Genomic DNA, 16,791 nt, shown 5'->3' on the forward strand with positions numbered 1-16,791 from the left:
CGGCTTGTCCGCCATCACCCCCCAGCAGAAGGATCTGTTCGAAACCGTCGCCCTGCCCGAGCCCTCCGCTAGACGCCTGTAGTGCCAATCTTGCACCCGTGAATTGCGCACAAACAATCACTTAGCCGTATTTTTGTCGAACTCGGGTGGCCGGCATTCGGCTCCAGAGCGTCCGGGAATTCGCGCGGCTCAGTAGTTGACCTGTGTCGAGCGGCGAGCAGTGGCACCTGCTTACTGACCGCCTTGCGATCCGCCGATGGTCAGCAAGCGAGCGCGAATCCGGCGCGGTGTCGGCTGGGCAGCCGGCTTCAGATCGTCTCCAAGAGTCACTCGGTCTGCCGTCGCGGCGTTGCCACAGCGCATCCCTGCGGCGAAAGGCATCAGACTCGGCGGTTCTTGTGAATCAATCGCCTGACGATACCGCGCAGAAGCTTCTTCGATTCACTGCCCAGATGCTCTTCGTTACGATAAGCGAGGAAGAATCTCAGACGATCCGTTCGCGACCATCCCTCGGCACATCGATATAGAGAATACAAATCCCGGGTAGTAATGATCGACTTGATCGGCCGCCACTTTGCTTTCTCCAGGTCGATGAGACGAGCATCGACAGCACCGTCAGGCCCTTCCTTCACAAACACGTGCTTCAGATACAAGCAATTATGTTGCAGTCTCGCATCGTGCATGCTGCGCAGGGTCTTGGCCACTCTGGAAATGACCTGGCCGCGCCTGCTGGTGCCAATCTGGCTAATCGGGTTGTAGCACTGCGCATCAAATGGCTGGTAGCCTTCAAGCTCCCTGGTAACCACGATTGCTCGCAGCTTGCCATCAACAGTCTTCTGGCAATAGTAGATTGGCTCCAGTGTCGGCACGCCGAGCCTGCGAAAATTGAGCAGATTCCGGAATTCCCTTTCGAAAGTTGCGGTGAGCCTGAAGAAATTTCTCCACGAGCGGAAGAAATGATTTTCCTGGCGCTTGATGAACACTCCGACTTCCGTTCCATCTGGAAGAGGAATGGCCGTTTTAACGACACCGCTCCAACCACCTCTTCTATAGTTCGGTGGCTCGAACCAGTCGTCCTTATTCAGATCCCACAACGCTTCAAAAGTGTCAAGGTGATTATGTTGCAGTACAGGCAACCACTCGTCGTTGATATATTCTTTGAGCACGGTAAAGGACGCCAGTCAAATCTTCTTGAGTACATAGGTGCGCCACATGTGGTAGTACTTTATGAAGTCGAGACTTGCTTCGACCCGGAAACCGTTGTCCTTGAACTCCTGCTCGATGACCTTTGCCGGAATGACCAGTCGGTTTTGATACTGATGCGCATCTCTGGATTTTTCTCGCCTGCTCCGGACCCAGGACTTGTAGTTGCCGTCCACCCACAGCGAAATGATCACCGACGCCGATGCCACCCGATGGAACTCCTTGAGCAAGGTCGTGCGGTCTGCCGACTTTGCCAGATGGTGCACAAAGCGAATACAAAAGGCACATTCCACAAAATCATTGGGCACAGGCAAACTGAACGCAGAAGCCTGAAACGAAGACTCAATCCGTCTGCTGATTTCGGGAGGCCGATACTTCAGACCAGCGTCGATCATGCTCTGACTATAGTCGCTGGCATGAATGATGCGGCCTGGCTCCTCAGCCAGTACATCCCAGAACCTGCCAGTGCCACACGGCGCATCCAGAACCGACTTCGGCTTCCCCGCAAGTTCCAGGGCCTTTCTGGCGATCTGATGGTCGCGCCAGTTCGAAAGCTTTCGCCAGAACTCATTTTCATGCTTGTCGAAATAATACTTGGCATGTGCTTCATCGTATTTTTGCGAAAACTCGAGATCCGGGACTTTTTGGCTTTCCATGTGGAGGTCTTGACAAATCGTTGGCGGGCGTCTCGATCGAGACGATCCGCCCATTATAGGGCAAGACGGGGCCCTTCGAGACCCGCTTCGCTCGCTTCGAGCCTCGCTTCGCCGCAATCGTTCGCGCCCCAATGTTGCAGTCGGGATAGCATGGAGCGCGGGAAGCGCTGGGAGCTTTAGGCCTTTGCGAGCGGCAGCGATGTCGGCGCCGGTGTATCTTCGGCCAGCGGCCCCGCAGCCAATACAGCACGCCGGCTTCGGATCGCGAGTTTCATTGACGCACAACTGCGCCACTTGCACGATGTCGGCCGCCAGAGGGTCCTCCAGCGCGAAGCTGGCACGGCCCCCTTCACGGATCGTCTCATCGATCACGCCGGCGCTTGGCGTCAGCTCGAAGACTTCCCGCACGAGCTCGCGAATGCTCGCTCGCGAGAGGCGCATTCGCAGCGCGAGCAGAACCGTGGCCCCGGCCAGGCGAGGACCCACCAAGCGCAGTTGTCGTCCATCTGATAGCGATCATGCGTACTCAGGCGCATCTCGTCGTTGCTACGGTGTCGTCGTCTGGACCAATGTTCATGCTGCAAAGTCATGCCAGTGGCGGCTTCTCTTGAGGTGTGGCGAACGGTTGCGGCAGGCCTGTACCGGGCCCCGCCAGCCTGCGCGAGTGCGCGCCCGAGGCTTGATCGATCGCCTTCGGCCGGCTATAGTCCGGCCGCGGTCTGGGTACCGCCTGGTTTTTTTTCTAGCGGCACGGCGTTTCGCGACGCCGCCGCGTTCAAGCTGCGGCAGACTCCTTGCCGTGGCGGGTCTTCACAGGGAGTGGTCATGTTCGATTTCTCGCGCCGCCTGGCGCTGAAGGGTGCGCTGCTGTGCGCGCTTGCCATCGCCTCTTTGCACACCGCGATCGCCGCCGAAGCCGTGCTGCGCGTTTCGGCGATCCCAGACGAGGCGCCGACCGAGCTGCAGCGCAAGTTCGCGCCGCTCGGCAGGTATCTCGAAAGAGAGCTGGGGATGAAGGTGTCCTTCGTGCCGGTGTCGGACTACGCGGCGGTCGTCGAGGCGCTGGCCAGCGACAAGCTCGACCTGGCCTGGCTCGGTGGCTTTACCTTCGTGCAGGCGAGCATTCGCACCAAAGGCACGGCGATTCCGCTGGTGCAGCGCGAGGAGGACGCCCGCTTCACTTCGAAGTTCATCAGCGCCGACGAGAACATCAAGACCCTGGCCGATACCAGGGGCAAGGTCTTCGCCTTCGGCTCGCCGTCGTCCACTTCCGGTCACCTGATGCCGCGTTACTTCCTGATGCAGGAAGGGATCAATCCCGACAGGGACTTCAAGAACGTCGCTTTCTCGGGCGCGCACGACGCGACGGTCGCCTTCGTCGCTGCCGGCAAGGCCGACGCCGGCGTGCTCAATGCGTCGGTGTGGGAGAAGCTGCTCGAACAGAAGAAGGTCGATCCGAAGGTGCGCGTGATCGCCACGACGCCGCCTTATTTCGACTACAACTGGACGGTGCGCGGCGACCTCGACCCGGCGCTGATCAGGAAGATCTCGGCCGCATTCCTGAAACTCGATCCGGCGAACCCCGAGCACGCCGAGATCCTCGCCTTGCAGAGGGCCAGCAAGTTCATCCCGACCCGGAAAGAAAACTACCAGGGGATTGAGCAGGCGGCGAAAGCGGCCGGCTTGCTGAAGTAGCGCGCTTGTTCCGCCTGCACGACGCCTCGTTGGCGCACGCCAACGGTTTCGTCGCCCTGCGCGAGGTGACGCTGGCGGCGCGCGCCGGCGAGCAGATCGCCATCGTCGGCCCGTCGGGCGCCGGCAAGACCAGCCTGCTGCGCGTGCTCGGCGCCGCGCTGCGTCCGACCACCGGCCAGCTCGACGTGCTTGACGCCAACCCGTGGGCGCTGCCGGCCGCACAGCTGCGCCGCTTGCGGGCGAGGATCGGCGTTGCGCACCAGGCGCCGCCTTTGCCGCCGCGCCAGCGGGTGGTCACCGCGGTGCTCGCCGGTCGCCTGGGGCAGTGGCCGTGGTGGAAGGGTGTCGCCTCGCTGGCCTATCCGCTGGACATTGCGGGCGCGGCTGCGGCGCTGGCGCGGCTGGACCTCGACGAGCGGATTTTCGATCGCTGCGACCGGCTCTCGGGTGGGCAGTTGCAGCGCGTCGGCGTTGCCCGCGTGCTCTATCAGCAAGCGCAGCTGATCCTCGCCGACGAGCCGGTCTCGGCGCTCGATCCGACCCTGGCGCGGCAGACGGCGCAGGTGTTGACCGCCGATGCCGCGGCGCGCGGTGCGACGCTGGTCGCCAGTCTGCACGCCGTTGACCTGGCGTTGTCGTGCTTTCCGCGGATTGTCGGGCTTCGCGACGGGCGGATTGCTTTCGACCGGCCCGCCGCCGCGGTCGACCAGGCCTTGCTCCGCAAGCTGTACGCCAGCGAAGGAGGGCAGTTGCCGGAGTTGTCGGCAGTGCCCGCGCCGCTCGCGCCGTCCAGCGCGCTGGGCTCGCACGCATCGTTCGCGCGCTCAGCGCTCGCCAAGGTGCGCGACCGGGCGCCGCAGGCTTCCGACACCGCATCCGTACCAGCCAGCGGCTGCTGGCGATGAGCCACCCGCGCGACCCGGCGGCGCCGGCGCGCGCCGCCGGTCTGCTAGTGGCGATCGCCCTGCTCTGGCCGTTGGCCGTGATCGGCGAGTTTCATCCGTGGGCGCTGTTCGAAGCGCGCAACCTGCGGGTGATGGGGGGCTTCCTCGCCGGCTTTCTGCCGCCGGCCAGCGATCGCGAGTTTCTCGCCTGTCTGGGACGCGCGACGCTCGAGACGCTGGCAATCGCCAGCGCCGGCATGGCGCTGGCGATTGTCGTCGCCGTGCCACTGGCGATCGCCAGCACCCAGGCGCTGTCGATATCGCGGATCGGTCCTGGACCTGGGCGCCGGCGCGGAGAAATGCTGCGTGCGGTTCTGCGAATGCTGCTGGTCGTCCTGCGGGGCGTTCCGGAGCTGGTCTGGGCGCTGCTTTTCGTCCGCGTCTTCGGCCTCGGGCCGGCGGCCGGAGTGCTGGCCCTGGGACTGACCTACGGCGGCATGCTGGCCAAGGTCTATGCCGAGATCCTCGAATCGGGCGATGGCCGGCCGGCACGCGCACTGCTGGAAGCCGGCGGCAGCCGGCTGCAGGCCTTGTTTTACGGGCTGCTGCCGGGGAACGCGCAGGAACTGACGTCCTATACCGTCTATCGCTGGGAGTGCGCGGTTCGTGCCTCGGTGGTGATGGGTTTTGTCGGCGCCGGTGGCCTCGGGCAGCTGATGGACCAGTCGATGAAAATGCTCAATGGTGGCGAGGCGGCGAGCATTCTGCTGACTTTCCTGGTGCTGGTGCTGGCCGCCGATGCGCTGTCGTCGCTCTTCCGGCGGCAGCTCGGCGATGCCGGCACAGGCCAGCGCGCGGCGGCGATCGGGCCGCCGTCGCTGGCCTTGCTGGCGCTGCTCGGTGCTGCCGTGGTGGCCAGTTTCGTCTGGCTCGATCTCGGGCTCGCCGCGCTGCTGACCCGCGAATCGGTCGCGTCGATGGCCGCCTTCATGGCGTCGTTCCTTCCGCTCGACCTGTCGGTCGACTGGTTGCTGAAAGTCGGCAAGGGATCGCTGGAGACGGTCGCCATCTCGTTGCTCGGGACGCTGCTCGCCGCAGCCTGTGGTCTGCTGCTGGCCTTGCCGGCTTGCGGGCGCCACGGGCGGGCGCTGGAGCACGGTACGCGCCTGCTGCTCAACACCCTGCGTTCGGTTCCTGAGCTGGTGTGGGCGACGCTGATGGCGCTGGCCGCCGGGCTTGGCCCCTTTGCGGGCATTCTGGCGTTGACGCTGCACACCAGTGGCGTGCTCGGCCGGCTGTTCGCCGAATCCTTGCAGAATGCGCCACCGGCGCCGCGTGAGGCGTTGCTCGAAGCGGGGGCGCCGTCCGGAGCGGCCTTCCTGTATGGCACGCTACCCGGGGTGACGCCGCAACTCGTCGCCTACGCGCTCTACCGCTGGGAAATGAATATCCGCATGGCGTCGATTCTCGGCTTCGTCGGCGCCGGCGGTCTGGGGCAATTGCTCTACGTCGAACTGTCGCTCTTTCACTACGCGCAGGCCAGCACGGTGATCGCCGCCATGCTGCTGCTGTCGGTGGCGGTCGATGCCGCCAGCGCGCGGCTTCGTCGCTGGCTTGCCTAGACGCAGGCGGGCTGGCCGATAGCCGGCGAAAAGCGGCTGACGAAAGTGGTGACGAGCCGGCGATACGGCGTCGCCCGGATGACCGGTCATGGCCTCCGGGCTACAGCGCCAGCTACTTGGGCTGCGGAACGACGCGCAGATAGGGCTTGAGCGTTTTCCAGCCGTCCGGGTACTTGGCCTTGGCTGCCTCATCGGACACCGTCGGCGGGATGATAACGTCCTCGCCCGGCCGCCAGTTCACCGGCGTGGCGACGGTGTGCCTGGCGTTGAGCTGGACCGCGTCGAGCGCGCGCAGCACCTCGTCGAAATTGCGCCCGGCGCTCATCGGGTAGGTCATCGTCAGCTTGATCTTCTTGTCCGGGCCGATCAGGAACACCGAGCGCACCGTCGCGTTATCGACCGCCGTGCGGCCGGCGGCGTTGCCGCTGGCGTTGGGGTGGATCATGTCGTAGAGCTTGGCGACGACCAGCTCGGTATCGCCGATCAGCGGGTAGTTCAGCGCCGTTCCCTGCGTTTCGGCAATGTCGCCGGCCCAGCGCTGGTGGTCGTCGACGCTGTCGATCGAGAGGCCGATGACCTTGGTGTTGCGCTTGTCGAATTCGGGTTTGAGGCGTGCCAGGTAGCCCAGCTCGGTGGTGCATACCGGGGTGAAGTCCTTCGGGTGCGAGAACAGGATCGCCCAGCTGTCACCGATCCATTCGTGGAAGCTGATCGTGCCCTCGGTGCTCGGGGCGGTGAAATCCGGCGCTTCGTCGCCAATGTGAAGTCCCATGCTGTGCTCCTTTCAATCTGAGTGGGGAAACCGGATGCGGACGCATTCACGACCGAAGAAGCGATGCGGCTGCTCCTTCGGCAGGCTGACTGTAGCCGCACACCGGTGGCTGGTCAAGCCGGGGAGGGTGGCCCGGGTTACCCCGGACCGAGGTGGCGTGGCGCGAGTCGGCGCGGCGCTGGCGGCTCTCCCTCTTGCTCGTCCTGGCCAGCGTTGGACTCAGGCTTGCGATCCCGAGTTCACCGGATAGCCGGCGACGCGCCAGGCCTTCATGCCGCCGTCGAGCGCCACCACGTTGGCGAAACCCATCTCGTGCAGCGTCGCCGCCGCCAGCGTGGACACGTAGCCGAGTTCGCAACAGACCAGGATGCGGCGGGTGGGGTCGGGCAGCTCCTGGTTGACGCGCAACTCGAGCTGACCGCGTGGCAGCAGGCGCGCGCGCGGGATGTGGCCGCTTTCGTAAGCGTCGCGCTCGCGCACGTCGAGGACGATCAGGTCGTCGGCGGTGGGCTCTGCCGACGCGGCGGCCTCGACGCGCGTCTTGAGTTCGTCCAGCGACATGAACGGCACGCGCGCGGCCGCCTCGGCGAGCAGCTGCGCGACCGATTTCCCGCCGCTCATGTTGGTCCGCAGCGCTTCGGTGACGTGCGTCGGCATCGACAGGTTGAGGTTGCACATCATCTCGACGAAGGCCGCCCGGTCGCGCGCCTGCAGGCGCGGATTGGTCGCCAGCTCCTGCCCGATGGTCGATTGCTGGCGCCCCTTGTAGTCGTGCGCGGGAAAGACCCGGGTCGCCGGGTCGAGCGTCAGGATGCGCCGAAACAGACTGTCGTGCAGTGCTTCGGGGTCGCCGGTTGGCAGGTCGGTACGGCCGGTGCCACCGATCAGCAGGGTGTCGCCGGTGAACAGATGGTCCTCGACCTGCAGGCACATCGAGTCGCGGGTGTGGCCCGGCGTGTAGATCGCCCGCAAGCGCAGCTGCCCGATCAGCAGCATTTCGCCGTCACCGATCCGCAGGTCGACAAACGGCGCGGCGCTGGCGCGGTGCATCACCACCGGCACCGCCAGGCGTCGCGCGAGTTCGCGGGTCGCCGAGAAATGGTCGGCGTGGGTGTGGGTATCGATCAGGTAGCGGATCCGCAAGCCGTCGCGCGCGGCCAGCGCCAGGTAGTGGTCGATCTTGCTGATCTCCGGATCGATCAGCGCCGCGGAGCTGCTGTCGCTGCAGCCGACGAGGTAGGACTGGCAGCCGCCAGTGGCGATTTGTTCGAGAATCATCACACCCTCCTGTAGCGCTCTGACGCCTGACAGCCCGCCGATCCTTGCCTTAGCGGCGTCGCGATCGGGGGGTTCGAGGAAACGCCTTGCCGGGGAGTTCAACGCTGGTCCCCGCCGACCAATGGTAGCGCAAGTCGTGGCGCAGATCGTAGCGCAGATCGGCGCTGCCGGCGTCCCGGACCGTACCGTGCGCGCGCTGGCACCGGCGAGCAGGGCTTGGAGTGCCCGTCCTTCGCGTGGTTTGCCTATACTGGTTCTGTCGAAGCGCGAACCGCGTCGCCTGAGCGACGGAACCCGACCGTGTGTGCCGGGTCGTAGCGACGTCGACGGCCGGCGCGGGCACGGCCGGATCACCGGGCAAGGGAAAGCTGATGGGCAAGCTGCGATGTCGTCCGCGAGGACGATCGCCGACCGGCACTGCTGCTGGCTGGCGGTCGCTGGCCGGGCTGGTGCTGGTCGCGTTGACGGTGATCGTGACGATGACGCGCGCGGCGCCCGCCGCGCCGGCGCTGGTGCTCACCGTCCAGGACGCGATCGGTCCGGCCAGTGCCGACTACATCGTTCGCGGCCTGCAGCGCGCGCAGCAGGAAGGTGCGCCAGTCGTCGTGCTGCAGATCGACACCCCCGGCGGGCTGGACAGCGCGATGCGCCTGATCGTGCAGGCGATTCTCGCGTCGCCGGTGCCGGTGGTCACCTACGTCAGCCCGCAGGGCGCGCGCGCGGCGAGCGCCGGCACCTACATCCTCTACGCCAGTCACCTGGCGGCGATGGCTGCGGCCACCACGCTCGGCGCGGCGACGCCGGTGTCGATCGGCCTGCCCGGCTCGCCGGCGCGACCCGACGCGCCGGCGCCGCCGCCGACCGCGCCACCGGCTCCGGCGGTCGACGCCGCGCCAGCGTCTCCCGCCGCCGCGGCGCCGACCACGCCACCCCCGCCCCCCGTCACCCCGGTGGCGGGCGACACGATGAAGACCAAGCAGGTCAACGACGCCGCGGCCTTCATCCGCGGGCTGGCGCAGCGGCACGGGCGCAACGCCGAATGGGCCGAGCGCGCGGTCCGCGAAGCGGTCACCCTGACCGCGTCCGAGGCCTTGCGCGAGCAAGTAATCGACGTCGTCGCGTCCGACCTGCCCGACCTGTTGGCGCAGATCGACGGGCGCCGCGTGCAGCTGCAATCGGGAACCGTGACGCTGGCCACCCGCAGCCTGGCGACGCAGGAGTTGCCGCCCGATGCGCGTCATCGCCTGCTGTCGGTGATCGCCAACCCGAGCTTCGCGCTGATCCTGATGATGATCGGCATCTATGGGCTGATCTTCGAGTTTTCGTCGCCAGGCTTCGGCGTTCCCGGGACGGTCGGCGCGATCTGCCTGCTGCTGGCGCTGTTCGCGCTGCAGATGCTGCCGGTGAACTACGCCGGTCTGGCCTTGATCGTGCTGGGCATCGGTTTGCTGGCCGCCGAGGTGATGACCCCGGCCTTCGGCGTGCTCGGTGTCGGCGGTGTCGTCGCCTTCATGGCCGGAGGTCTGCTGCTCTTCGACCGTGACGTGCCAGGACTCGGCGTGCCGCTGCCGCTGCTCTTCGGTCTGGCAGCCAGTTCCGCGGCGATGGTGCTGCTGGGCGGCGGCCTGGCCTTGCGCGCGCACCGGGCGCCGGTGGTCAGCGGGCCGGAGGAAATGATCGGCGCCACCGGCGAAGTCGAGATCGTCGACGGTGAGCAGGCCTGGGCGCGGGTCCATGGCGAAAGCTGGCTGGTGCGCGCGGCGACGCCGCTGACGCCGGGGCAGCGGATACGCGTACGCGCCATGCACGGCCTGACACTCGAAGTGCGGCCAATCGACGATTCGCCGTCCTTCGCGCTTCGCCCTCTCGACGATTTACCGCCATCACCAGGAGAACCTCGATGATCTTTGACCTCAATCTCGGCCTGGGCAGCATCCTGCTGCCGCTGTTGCTGATCGTGCTGTTCAGCTCGCTGCGCATCCTTCGCGAGTACCAGCGCGGCGTCGTCTTCCAGCTCGGCCGCTTCTGGAAGGTCAAGGGTCCCGGCATGGTGATCGTCATCCCGGGCATCCAGCAGATGGTTCGCGTCGACCTGCGGGTGGTGACCATGGACGTCCCGCCGCAGGACGTGATCTCGCGCGACAACGTCTCGGTCAAGGTCAATGCCGTGGTTTTCTTCCGCGTCGTCGATCCGCAGCGGGCGATCATCCAGGTCGAGGACTTCCTGATGGCCACCTCGCAGCTGGCGCAGACGACGCTGCGCGTCGTCCTCGGCAAGCACGAACTCGACGAGATGCTCGCCGAACGCGAGCGGCTGAATCTCGACGTGCAGAAGATTCTCGACGCGCAGACCGACTCGTGGGGAATCAAGGTCACCAACGTCGAGATCAAGCATATCGACCTCAACGAGTCGATGATCCGGGCCATCGCCCGCCAGGCCGAGGCCGAGCGCGAGCGACGCGCCAAGGTGATTCATGCCGAGGGCGAAAAGGAGGCCGCATCGGCGCTGCTCGAAGCGGCGACGATGCTCGCCCAGCGTCCGGAGGCGATGCAGCTGCGCTACCTGCAGACCATGACCCAGGTCGCCGGCGACCGGGCGACGACGGTGGTTCTGCCGCTGCCGCTCGATTTGCTCGCGGCCCTGAAACCGCGGGTACCGGCAGCAGCCAGCAGAGCACCCAGCAGCGCGGCGGCCGAAAACGGCTGATCGCAGCCGATGGCGCTCCTGCCGATCAGCGTGGTGCCCGATCAGGGCGCCTGGTCGCTCAGCAGGAAGTCGGTCGCCTGCCGCCACCAGGTGTCGTCGAGGCGGCCAAACCAGTCGTTGTGTCCGGCGCCATTGATCACCGCCAGCCGCTTGGGTTCGCCGAGCGCCGCGTAGAGCGCCCGGCCGAACTGCGGTGGCACGATGCCGTCGTCGGCGGCAATGGCCACCAGCACCGGGCGCCCGAAGGACGCCAGGTGGGCGACGCTGTCGTAGCGGTCGCGCAGCAGCCACTGCACCGGCAGCCACGGGTAATGGTGAGCGGCGACGTGCTCCAGCCGGTCCCACGGCGTGATCAGCAGCAGCCCGGCGACCGCCGAACGCTGCCGCGCGCTGGCCGCCGCGGCGACGCCGGCACCCAGCGACTCACCGATGATCAGCAGCGGTCCACCGTACATCCGGTGCGCCAGCGCAATGGTCTGCTCGGCGTCGGTGACCAGACTTTTTTCGCCCAATTCGCCGGCGCGTGGCCCGTACGCCGGATACTCGGCGAGGATCACCCGCAGACCGAGCCGGGTGAGGCGGCCGACGTAGAACTGGCGGTGACCGGCGTGGCCCGCGTTGCCGTGGAAAATGATCGCCGTGGCACGCGCTGGGCGGTCCGCCTCGGCCAGCAGGCCGTGGAAATCGGTTGCTGAAGGCCACGGCGAAAGGCCGCCCGAGACCATCTCGGCGACGCTGGCCGGTTCGGGAAAATAAAGGAGCCGATCCTGGAACATGCTGATTCCGGTGAAGGCGATCAGCGCAGCGACCAGCGCGATACGCCCGGCCGCAGAGGCGGTGGCGATCGCCCGGGTGCGCGCGTTTCGGGCGCTGCGCGTGCCGGACGGTGTTCGCGGCGGGCTTGCAAGACCGCGTTCACTTTCGGCCGACAAGGCGCGCGTCTTCGAACAATGAGGCGATTTCCACCCGGCCGATCTCGGGGTGATCGGGCACCACGTAGAGGATAGGAGTGATCAGTTCCTCGAAGATGCCGCGCAGGCTGCGCGCGCCGGTCTTGTATTCGATGGCGATTTCGGCGATCTGCTCGAAGACCCGCGGACCGATTCGCAGCTCGACGCCTTCGCCGCGGAAGATCTCGACGTACTGGCGATAGATCGAGTTCTTCGGCACGCTCATGATGCTCACCAGCATCGCCTTGCTCAGTTGGTGCAGGTTGGCGATGACCGGCAGGCGGCCGGTGAATTCCGGAATCAGGCCGAACTCGAACAGGTCGGTCGGCTTCACGCGCTTGTTCAGGCGGTCGAGAATGTTCTGGTTGTCGTCGGCGGTGGTGGCGATGAAGCCGAAGCCGTGCGTCTTGGACATGATGTTCTCGAGACCGACAAAGGCGCCACCGCAGATGAACAGGACATTGCTGGTGTCGATGTACTGGTTGTCCTTGAGCTTTACCGGCGAGCCTTCCATGATCTTCAGCAGCGCGTGCTGGACGCTCTCCCCGGAAATCGCCCCCGACTGGGCATTGGTCGCTTTCAGCTTGTCGATTTCGTCGATGAAGATGATTCCGTGCTGGGCCTTGGCGATGTCGTCGTCGGCCTTGTCCACCAGTCGTTGCAGAACCGCCTCGATTTCCTCGTTGACGTACTTGGTCTGCGCCAGCGAGGTTGCGTCGGCGGTGACGAAGGGTACCTTCAGCATCCTCGACAAGGTGTCGCAGAGCAGCGTCTTGCCGGTTCCCGAAGGCCCGACCAGCAGCACGTTGCTCTTGGCGATCGCGCCCTTGTCGTGCGCGAAGGTGGCGATTTTCCGGTAGTGCGAATAGACCGCGACGGCCAGAACCTTCTTGGCTTCCTCCTGGCCGATGACGTACTGATCGAGATACCTGACGATCGCGCTGGGTGTGGTTTCTCTGGCTAGCAAGCGGGGACCCCGATGTCGATTGGCGGTTGCAGAAGGTTGCCGACGATTGCCGCAGCGCGGCCTGAAACTGCGGCGGTCAACGCCACGCAGCCGGTAATGCCGCAATCTTAGTCCGAAAGCTGCGCCGCCGTCGTCAGTGCTTGCCGCGGCCGCGGAGCAGCGCCAGCCAGGACAGCGGCGCCAGCGCCGTACAGATCGCCACGCCCGCCGCCAGCGCGCCGCTGCCGCCGGTCAGGCCGTGCCCGACGGCAATGCCGACCAGCGCGGCCATGGTCATCTGCACGAAGCCCATCAGCGCCGATGCCGAGCCGGCCATTGCCGGATACGGCGCCAGCGCCCGGGCAATGGCGTTCGGCATCACCAGTCCGGTGGCGACGGTGCAGAAGAACATTGGTCCGAGGATCGCGGCGATGCTGTGCACGCCGGCGATTTCCAGCACCGCCATGCTCGCTCCGGCGATCGCTCCCAGCCAGGCGCCGCAGGCCAGCAGGGTGTCGCCACCGAAGCGCCGGACCAGCCGGCCCGAGCTGACCGAGCCGAGCAGGTAGCCGGCGACGACCAGGCCGAAGGACATCCCGTAGACCTGCGGCGACAGTCCGTAACGATCGACGAGGACGAAGGGCGACGCGGAAATGAAGGCGAACAGCGCGCTGTAGGAAAAAGAGAAGGTGAGCACGTAACCCAGATAGCCGCGGTCGGCGAGCAACTGCCGGAAGTTGGCTAGTAGCTGGCGTGGATTGGTCGCTCCGGGATGGCGATGGACATTGCTCTCGGGCAGCAGGCGCGCGACGGCGATGCCCTGAACCAGCGAAACGAGCAGCAGCACGGCAAAATTGGCTTGCCAGCCGAAGAGCACCGTCAGGAAGCCGCCGAGCGTCGGTCCGAGCAGTGGCGCGATGGCCATCGCGCCGCCCATGTAGGCAATGATCCGCGCCGACTCGGTGGCGCCCCAGACGTCGCGAACGACCGCCCGGGCGAGCACCGGGCCGGCGCAGGCGCCGACCGCCTGCACGAAGCGCGCGCCGATCAGCAGCTCGATGCTTGGGGCAAGGATGCAGCCGATGGTCGCCAGACAGTAGATCGCCAGCCCGCCGAGCATCAGCGGCCGGCGGCCGAAGCGATCGGAGAGCGGACCGTAGAGCAGTTGTCCGCAGGCAAAGCCGGCGAGAAAGACTGACAGCGTCAGTTGCACGCCGGCCGCGTCGCTGGCAAACACCCTGGCCAGCGTTGGCAGCGCCGGCAGGTAGAGGTCGGTCGACAGGGGGCCGAGCGCGACCAGCGTGGTCAGCAGGAAAGAGAGGCCGAACGACGGTGGTGGAGCAGTCATTGCGCAGCGCGGTGCGCGTTCGGCAGGTCGCCCAGCAGGGGAGCTATCGATGGATGTCGACCTGGCGCGCTCGGCGCGGCGCTACTTGCCCTTGAAATCAAGAAACATCTTGAAGCAGCGGGCGAACGCCAGCGGCGTTTCGCAGTTCTGGTTCCACAGCTCGGCGGTCACCGAGAAGGCGACGTCGCCGTCGGCCTGGCGATCCTTGACCCAGACCAGACGCCGATCGCTGAAGACGCCTGTCGGCAGGTGGCTGCGGATGAACTCCCAGACCTCGGTGAGACTGTCAAAATTGCCCAGATCCCCGGCGCCTTCGGCACCTTGCTCTTCTTCAACGAAAACCTGATAGCGCATCACCGCCTCTACAAAAAAAATGGGTCCGATCCTGATTTGCCGCAACTGCTGGGGGTCGCAAGCGGTTCACGGCGGCGCCCACGGCGCGCCATTATTGGCGAAGGCGAGCGAATAGTCCATCCCGCCGCGCAGCTCCCGCCGTGGCGGCCGTGCGCTGCCCGCCACGGGCACGCAGCACCGGCGCCGGCACGCATTGTCACGGGCCCAGCAGCGCCGCCAGTTCGTGCTCTTCGAAGCCGGCGGCACGGCGGGCTTCGAGATTGAAGGGCCCACGCAGACGCGGCGCGCGGTAGCGTTGCGCGAGTTCGGCGTAGCACTCCAGCGGCTCCAGCCCGCGTCGTTCGCAGAGCCAACGGTACCAGTGATTGCCGATCGCCACATGGCCGATCTCGTCGCGCAGGATGATCTCGAGGATCGCCGCACCGCGGTCATCGCCAACACCTTGCAGCTTGTCGCGAATCGGTGGCGCCGCGTCGAGGCCACGCGCCTCCAGAGTCCGGGGAACCAGTGCCAGGCGCGCCAGAAGGTCGCCGCTGGTCCGCTCGGCCATCTCCCACAGACCATCGTGCGCCGGAAAGTCGCCGTAGGCGAAGCCCAGCGCTTGCAGGTGCTGGTGCAGCAACTCGAAGTGGTCGGCTTCTTCGCGGGCGACGCCGATCCACTGGCGGTAGAAGTCGGCCGGCAGGTCGTCGAAGCGCCAGACGATGTCCAGCGCCAGATTGACCGCGTTCAGCTCGATGTGGGCCAGCGAATGAAACAGCGCCGCACGTCCGGCGACGCTGTTGACCGGTCGCCTGGCGAGCTGCGCCGGTGGCACCAGTGGCGGCCTGACGGCCCGACCGGGAAGCGCTTCGCTGGCCAGCCGGCGCCGATCGGGCTTCGCCATCTGCCGCTCGTCGACGGTCGACGCGATCGCCGCGATCGCCGCGACCGCCCGGGCCGCCGCACACTTCTCGTCGTGCGATCGCAGCAGCAAGGCGTCGAGAGCGAGCTGTCGCAGGTTCATGGTGCGGCCTCCAACGCTCCGGCCTGCGGCGAGCTGACGAAGCCATAGCGTGCCGGTACCGACGAGCGGCGCAGCACGGCCACTGGCAGACGGCAGCCCTGCCAAGCGAGCGTCAGCGTGCTGACGCCAGCCCGTTCCTGCCCGATCGCCGCGAGCAGCGCCGCATCGTCGGCGGCCGTGCCGTCGGGCAGGCGCAGGTGATGGAGCAGGGCCGGCAGGTCGCGGTCGCAGAGCAGCGCGACTCCTTCCGGGATTTCGAGCAGGAGATTGCCCTCGTCGTCGATCGCGGCGCCGCGGACCTCGCCGACCGTTTCGCCGAGCTGCGTTTCGAGCCTGTCGGGCGCCGCCAGGTACAATACCCATGGCGTGTATTCGAGCTCGACGAATACCCGTTGCGGACCGTTCTGGACAAAGTAGTTGCCGGCCCCGTCATGCCCGTACTGGCGATCGAGAAACGCCTTCAGGCCGGGGTGGCTCAGCGTCTCGCCGCGCAACCGCCAGCGGCCGCGCCGGTCCAGTGATAGCCAGCCGTAGCACGCCGGAACCTTCGGCCAGTGCAGGATGGCGCTGAACTCAGGATCGCGAAGGGGCATGGCCTGCCGCTGCTCCGGGCCTGGGCGAGGCCTGCCGGCGCAGCGGACCGCTGGTCGGCAGGGCGCCAGTGGTGTTCATCAGAGCAGTTTCTCGATGTCGCCGGCGATGGCCTCCGGCGAGGTCGCCGAGGCATAGCGCGCGGTCACCTCGCCCTGGCGATTGACCAGGAACTTGGTGAAATTCCACTTGATCGACTCGCTGCCGAGCAGGCCTGGCGCGGCCTTCTTCAGATAGCGGTAGAGCGGGTGCGTGTCGTCGCCGTTGACCTCGATCTTGGCGAACATCGGGAAACTGACGCCGTAGTTCTTCTGGCAGAAGCTGGCGATCTCGTCGGCCTCCCCCGGCTCCTGCGACCCGAACTGGTTGCACGGAAAGCCGAGCACCTCGAGGCCGCGTTCGCGGTAGCGCTGGTAGAGCGCCTCCAGGCCTTCGTACTGCGGGGTGAAGCCGCAATTGCTGGCGGTGTTGACGATTAGCAGGACCTTGCCAGCGTAGGCGCCGATGGACTGGTCGCCACCAGCGAGGCGCTCGGCGGTGAATTCGTGGATCGCTGCGTTCATGACTATCGCTCCAGGAGAGGATGGGAGTCCGGGGAAGAGAAGTGTACCTGCACCGCGAAGTCGCCGCCAGTGCGCGCCGCTTCCTGGTCGGTCAGCAGTTCTCATTTCAAATTCCATGGTGGCGGGTGGTGAAGGTACGGACTGTTGGAAGGGGTAAGTCAGCCGGTGTCTGGGGCGTTGGGAGCGAGGCGCTGCTGCATGAAGCGCATGAGGTGA

The 16,791-nt window shown here is 66.2% G+C and carries 17 protein-coding genes; 6 read left to right on the top strand and 11 right to left on the bottom strand.

The features are described from left to right. Positions 1-380: 380 nt before the first annotated feature. On the bottom strand, positions 381-1,166 hold the full coding sequence (locus tag Q1L50_RS10715; protein ID WP_300338397.1) for a lipopolysaccharide kinase InaA family protein: 786 nt from the start codon (positions 1,164-1,166) through the stop codon (positions 381-383). Positions 1,167-1,181: 15 nt separating this feature from the next. Continuing rightward, the gene (locus Q1L50_RS10720; RefSeq protein WP_300338399.1) at positions 1,182-1,859 is read right to left on the bottom strand and encodes a class I SAM-dependent methyltransferase; all 678 of its coding nucleotides are present in this window, start codon (positions 1,857-1,859) and stop codon (positions 1,182-1,184) included. Between the two features lie 825 nt (positions 1,860-2,684). Here Q1L50_RS10720 and Q1L50_RS10725 point away from each other — a divergent pair. Genes Q1L50_RS10725 through Q1L50_RS10735 form a run of 3 tightly spaced genes read left to right on the top strand, consistent with a single transcriptional unit; the run spans position 2,685 to position 6,060 of the window. After that, positions 2,685-3,554, top strand: coding sequence for a putative selenate ABC transporter substrate-binding protein (locus Q1L50_RS10725; RefSeq protein ID WP_300338402.1), 870 nt, complete (start codon positions 2,685-2,687; stop codon positions 3,552-3,554). A 5-nt stretch (positions 3,555-3,559) separates the two neighbouring features. Continuing rightward, complete coding sequence (locus tag Q1L50_RS10730; protein WP_300338405.1) at positions 3,560-4,459, top strand: ATP-binding cassette domain-containing protein; 900 nt, start codon at positions 3,560-3,562, stop codon at positions 4,457-4,459. Then, positions 4,456-6,060: an ABC transporter permease subunit gene (locus Q1L50_RS10735; RefSeq protein WP_300338408.1), complete on the top strand. Its 1,605-nt coding sequence runs from the start codon at positions 4,456-4,458 to the stop codon at positions 6,058-6,060. Before Q1L50_RS10730 ends, Q1L50_RS10735 begins: the two co-directional genes overlap by 4 nt. 112 nt (positions 6,061-6,172) lie before the next feature. On the opposite strand, the gene Q1L50_RS10740 is transcribed toward Q1L50_RS10735, so the two are convergent. Then, positions 6,173-6,832: a peroxiredoxin gene (locus Q1L50_RS10740; protein WP_300338411.1), complete on the bottom strand. Its 660-nt coding sequence runs from the start codon at positions 6,830-6,832 to the stop codon at positions 6,173-6,175. A gap of 219 nt (positions 6,833-7,051) precedes the next feature. Further along, a complete protein-coding gene (locus Q1L50_RS10745) occupies positions 7,052-8,110 on the bottom strand; it encodes an MBL fold metallo-hydrolase (RefSeq protein ID WP_300338414.1) in 1,059 nt (352 codons plus the stop codon). Between the two features lie 371 nt (positions 8,111-8,481). Between Q1L50_RS10745 and Q1L50_RS10750 the strand changes: the two genes are divergently transcribed. Further along, positions 8,482-10,014, top strand: a complete 1,533-nt coding sequence (locus Q1L50_RS10750) for a nodulation protein NfeD (protein ID WP_300338416.1) — start codon at positions 8,482-8,484, stop codon at positions 10,012-10,014. Next, positions 10,011-10,817 (top strand): slipin family protein, encoded by an 807-nt coding sequence (locus Q1L50_RS10755; protein WP_300338418.1) that lies wholly within the window; start codon positions 10,011-10,013, stop codon positions 10,815-10,817. The genes Q1L50_RS10750 and Q1L50_RS10755 overlap by 4 nt, the downstream gene beginning before the upstream one ends. A gap of 41 nt (positions 10,818-10,858) precedes the next feature. On the opposite strand, the gene Q1L50_RS10760 is transcribed toward Q1L50_RS10755, so the two are convergent. Then, positions 10,859-11,593 (bottom strand): alpha/beta hydrolase, encoded by a 735-nt coding sequence (locus Q1L50_RS10760; protein WP_300338419.1) that lies wholly within the window; start codon positions 11,591-11,593, stop codon positions 10,859-10,861. Between Q1L50_RS10760 and Q1L50_RS10765 the strand changes: the two genes are divergently transcribed. Next, entirely contained in the window at positions 11,592-11,771 is a 180-nt protein-coding gene (locus Q1L50_RS10765) for a hypothetical protein (protein WP_300338421.1), read from the top strand. The genes Q1L50_RS10760 and Q1L50_RS10765 overlap by 2 nt on opposite strands. Here the strand turns inward: Q1L50_RS10765 and clpX are convergent. From clpX to Q1L50_RS10795, 6 genes are all read right to left on the bottom strand, one after another. Further along, positions 11,733-12,734 carry an ATP-dependent Clp protease ATP-binding subunit ClpX gene (gene clpX, locus Q1L50_RS10770; protein ID WP_300338423.1) on the bottom strand — a complete coding sequence of 334 codons (1,002 nt, stop codon included), beginning with the start codon at positions 12,732-12,734 and terminating at the stop codon, positions 11,733-11,735. The genes Q1L50_RS10765 and clpX overlap by 39 nt on opposite strands. A 133-nt stretch (positions 12,735-12,867) precedes the next feature. Further along, entirely contained in the window at positions 12,868-14,061 is a 1,194-nt protein-coding gene (locus Q1L50_RS10775) for a multidrug effflux MFS transporter (protein ID WP_300338425.1), read from the bottom strand. Between the two features lie 81 nt (positions 14,062-14,142). Further along, positions 14,143-14,415 carry a hypothetical protein gene (locus Q1L50_RS10780; protein ID WP_300338427.1) on the bottom strand — a complete coding sequence of 91 codons (273 nt, stop codon included), beginning with the start codon at positions 14,413-14,415 and terminating at the stop codon, positions 14,143-14,145. Between the two features lie 196 nt (positions 14,416-14,611). Continuing rightward, entirely contained in the window at positions 14,612-15,421 is an 810-nt protein-coding gene (locus tag Q1L50_RS10785; protein WP_300338430.1) for a ferritin-like domain-containing protein, read from the bottom strand. Next, on the bottom strand, positions 15,418-16,014 hold the full coding sequence (locus Q1L50_RS10790; protein ID WP_300338432.1) for a DUF2946 family protein: 597 nt from the start codon (positions 16,012-16,014) through the stop codon (positions 15,418-15,420). Before Q1L50_RS10790 ends, Q1L50_RS10785 begins: the two co-directional genes overlap by 4 nt. 78 nt (positions 16,015-16,092) lie before the next feature. Then, positions 16,093-16,575, bottom strand: coding sequence for a glutathione peroxidase (locus Q1L50_RS10795; protein ID WP_300338435.1), 483 nt, complete (start codon positions 16,573-16,575; stop codon positions 16,093-16,095). Positions 16,576-16,791 lie beyond the last annotated feature (216 nt).

This window comes from Accumulibacter sp., from assembly GCF_029255145.1.
In the GTDB taxonomy this organism is placed as follows: Bacteria; Pseudomonadota; Gammaproteobacteria; order Burkholderiales; family Rhodocyclaceae; genus Accumulibacter.

What these genes read in the sequence shown, in the direction of transcription:
- Q1L50_RS10735 (WP_300338408.1), top strand. Translation starts at nt 4,456, where the DNA reads ATGAGCCACCCGCGCGACCCGGCGGCGCCGGCGCGCGCCGCCGGTCTG.
- Q1L50_RS10720 (WP_300338399.1), bottom strand. Translation starts at nt 1,859, where the DNA reads ATGGAAAGCCAAAAAGTCCCGGATCTCGAGTTTTCGCAAAAATACGAT.
- Q1L50_RS10790 (WP_300338432.1), bottom strand. Translation starts at nt 16,014, where the DNA reads ATGCCCCTTCGCGATCCTGAGTTCAGCGCCATCCTGCACTGGCCGAAG.
- Q1L50_RS10780 (WP_300338427.1), bottom strand. Translation starts at nt 14,415, where the DNA reads ATGCGCTATCAGGTTTTCGTTGAAGAAGAGCAAGGTGCCGAAGGCGCC.
- Q1L50_RS10765 (WP_300338421.1), top strand. Translation starts at nt 11,592, where the DNA reads ATGCTGATTCCGGTGAAGGCGATCAGCGCAGCGACCAGCGCGATACGC.
- Q1L50_RS10760 (WP_300338419.1), bottom strand. Translation starts at nt 11,593, where the DNA reads ATGTTCCAGGATCGGCTCCTTTATTTTCCCGAACCGGCCAGCGTCGCC.
- Q1L50_RS10740 (WP_300338411.1), bottom strand. Translation starts at nt 6,832, where the DNA reads ATGGGACTTCACATTGGCGACGAAGCGCCGGATTTCACCGCCCCGAGC.
- Q1L50_RS10785 (WP_300338430.1), bottom strand. Translation starts at nt 15,421, where the DNA reads ATGAACCTGCGACAGCTCGCTCTCGACGCCTTGCTGCTGCGATCGCAC.
- Q1L50_RS10755 (WP_300338418.1), top strand. Translation starts at nt 10,011, where the DNA reads ATGATCTTTGACCTCAATCTCGGCCTGGGCAGCATCCTGCTGCCGCTG.
- Q1L50_RS10750 (WP_300338416.1), top strand. Translation starts at nt 8,482, where the DNA reads ATGGGCAAGCTGCGATGTCGTCCGCGAGGACGATCGCCGACCGGCACT.
- Q1L50_RS10795 (WP_300338435.1), bottom strand. Translation starts at nt 16,575, where the DNA reads ATGAACGCAGCGATCCACGAATTCACCGCCGAGCGCCTCGCTGGTGGC.
- Q1L50_RS10745 (WP_300338414.1), bottom strand. Translation starts at nt 8,110, where the DNA reads ATGATTCTCGAACAAATCGCCACTGGCGGCTGCCAGTCCTACCTCGTC.
- Q1L50_RS10775 (WP_300338425.1), bottom strand. Translation starts at nt 14,061, where the DNA reads ATGACTGCTCCACCACCGTCGTTCGGCCTCTCTTTCCTGCTGACCACG.
- Q1L50_RS10725 (WP_300338402.1), top strand. Translation starts at nt 2,685, where the DNA reads ATGTTCGATTTCTCGCGCCGCCTGGCGCTGAAGGGTGCGCTGCTGTGC.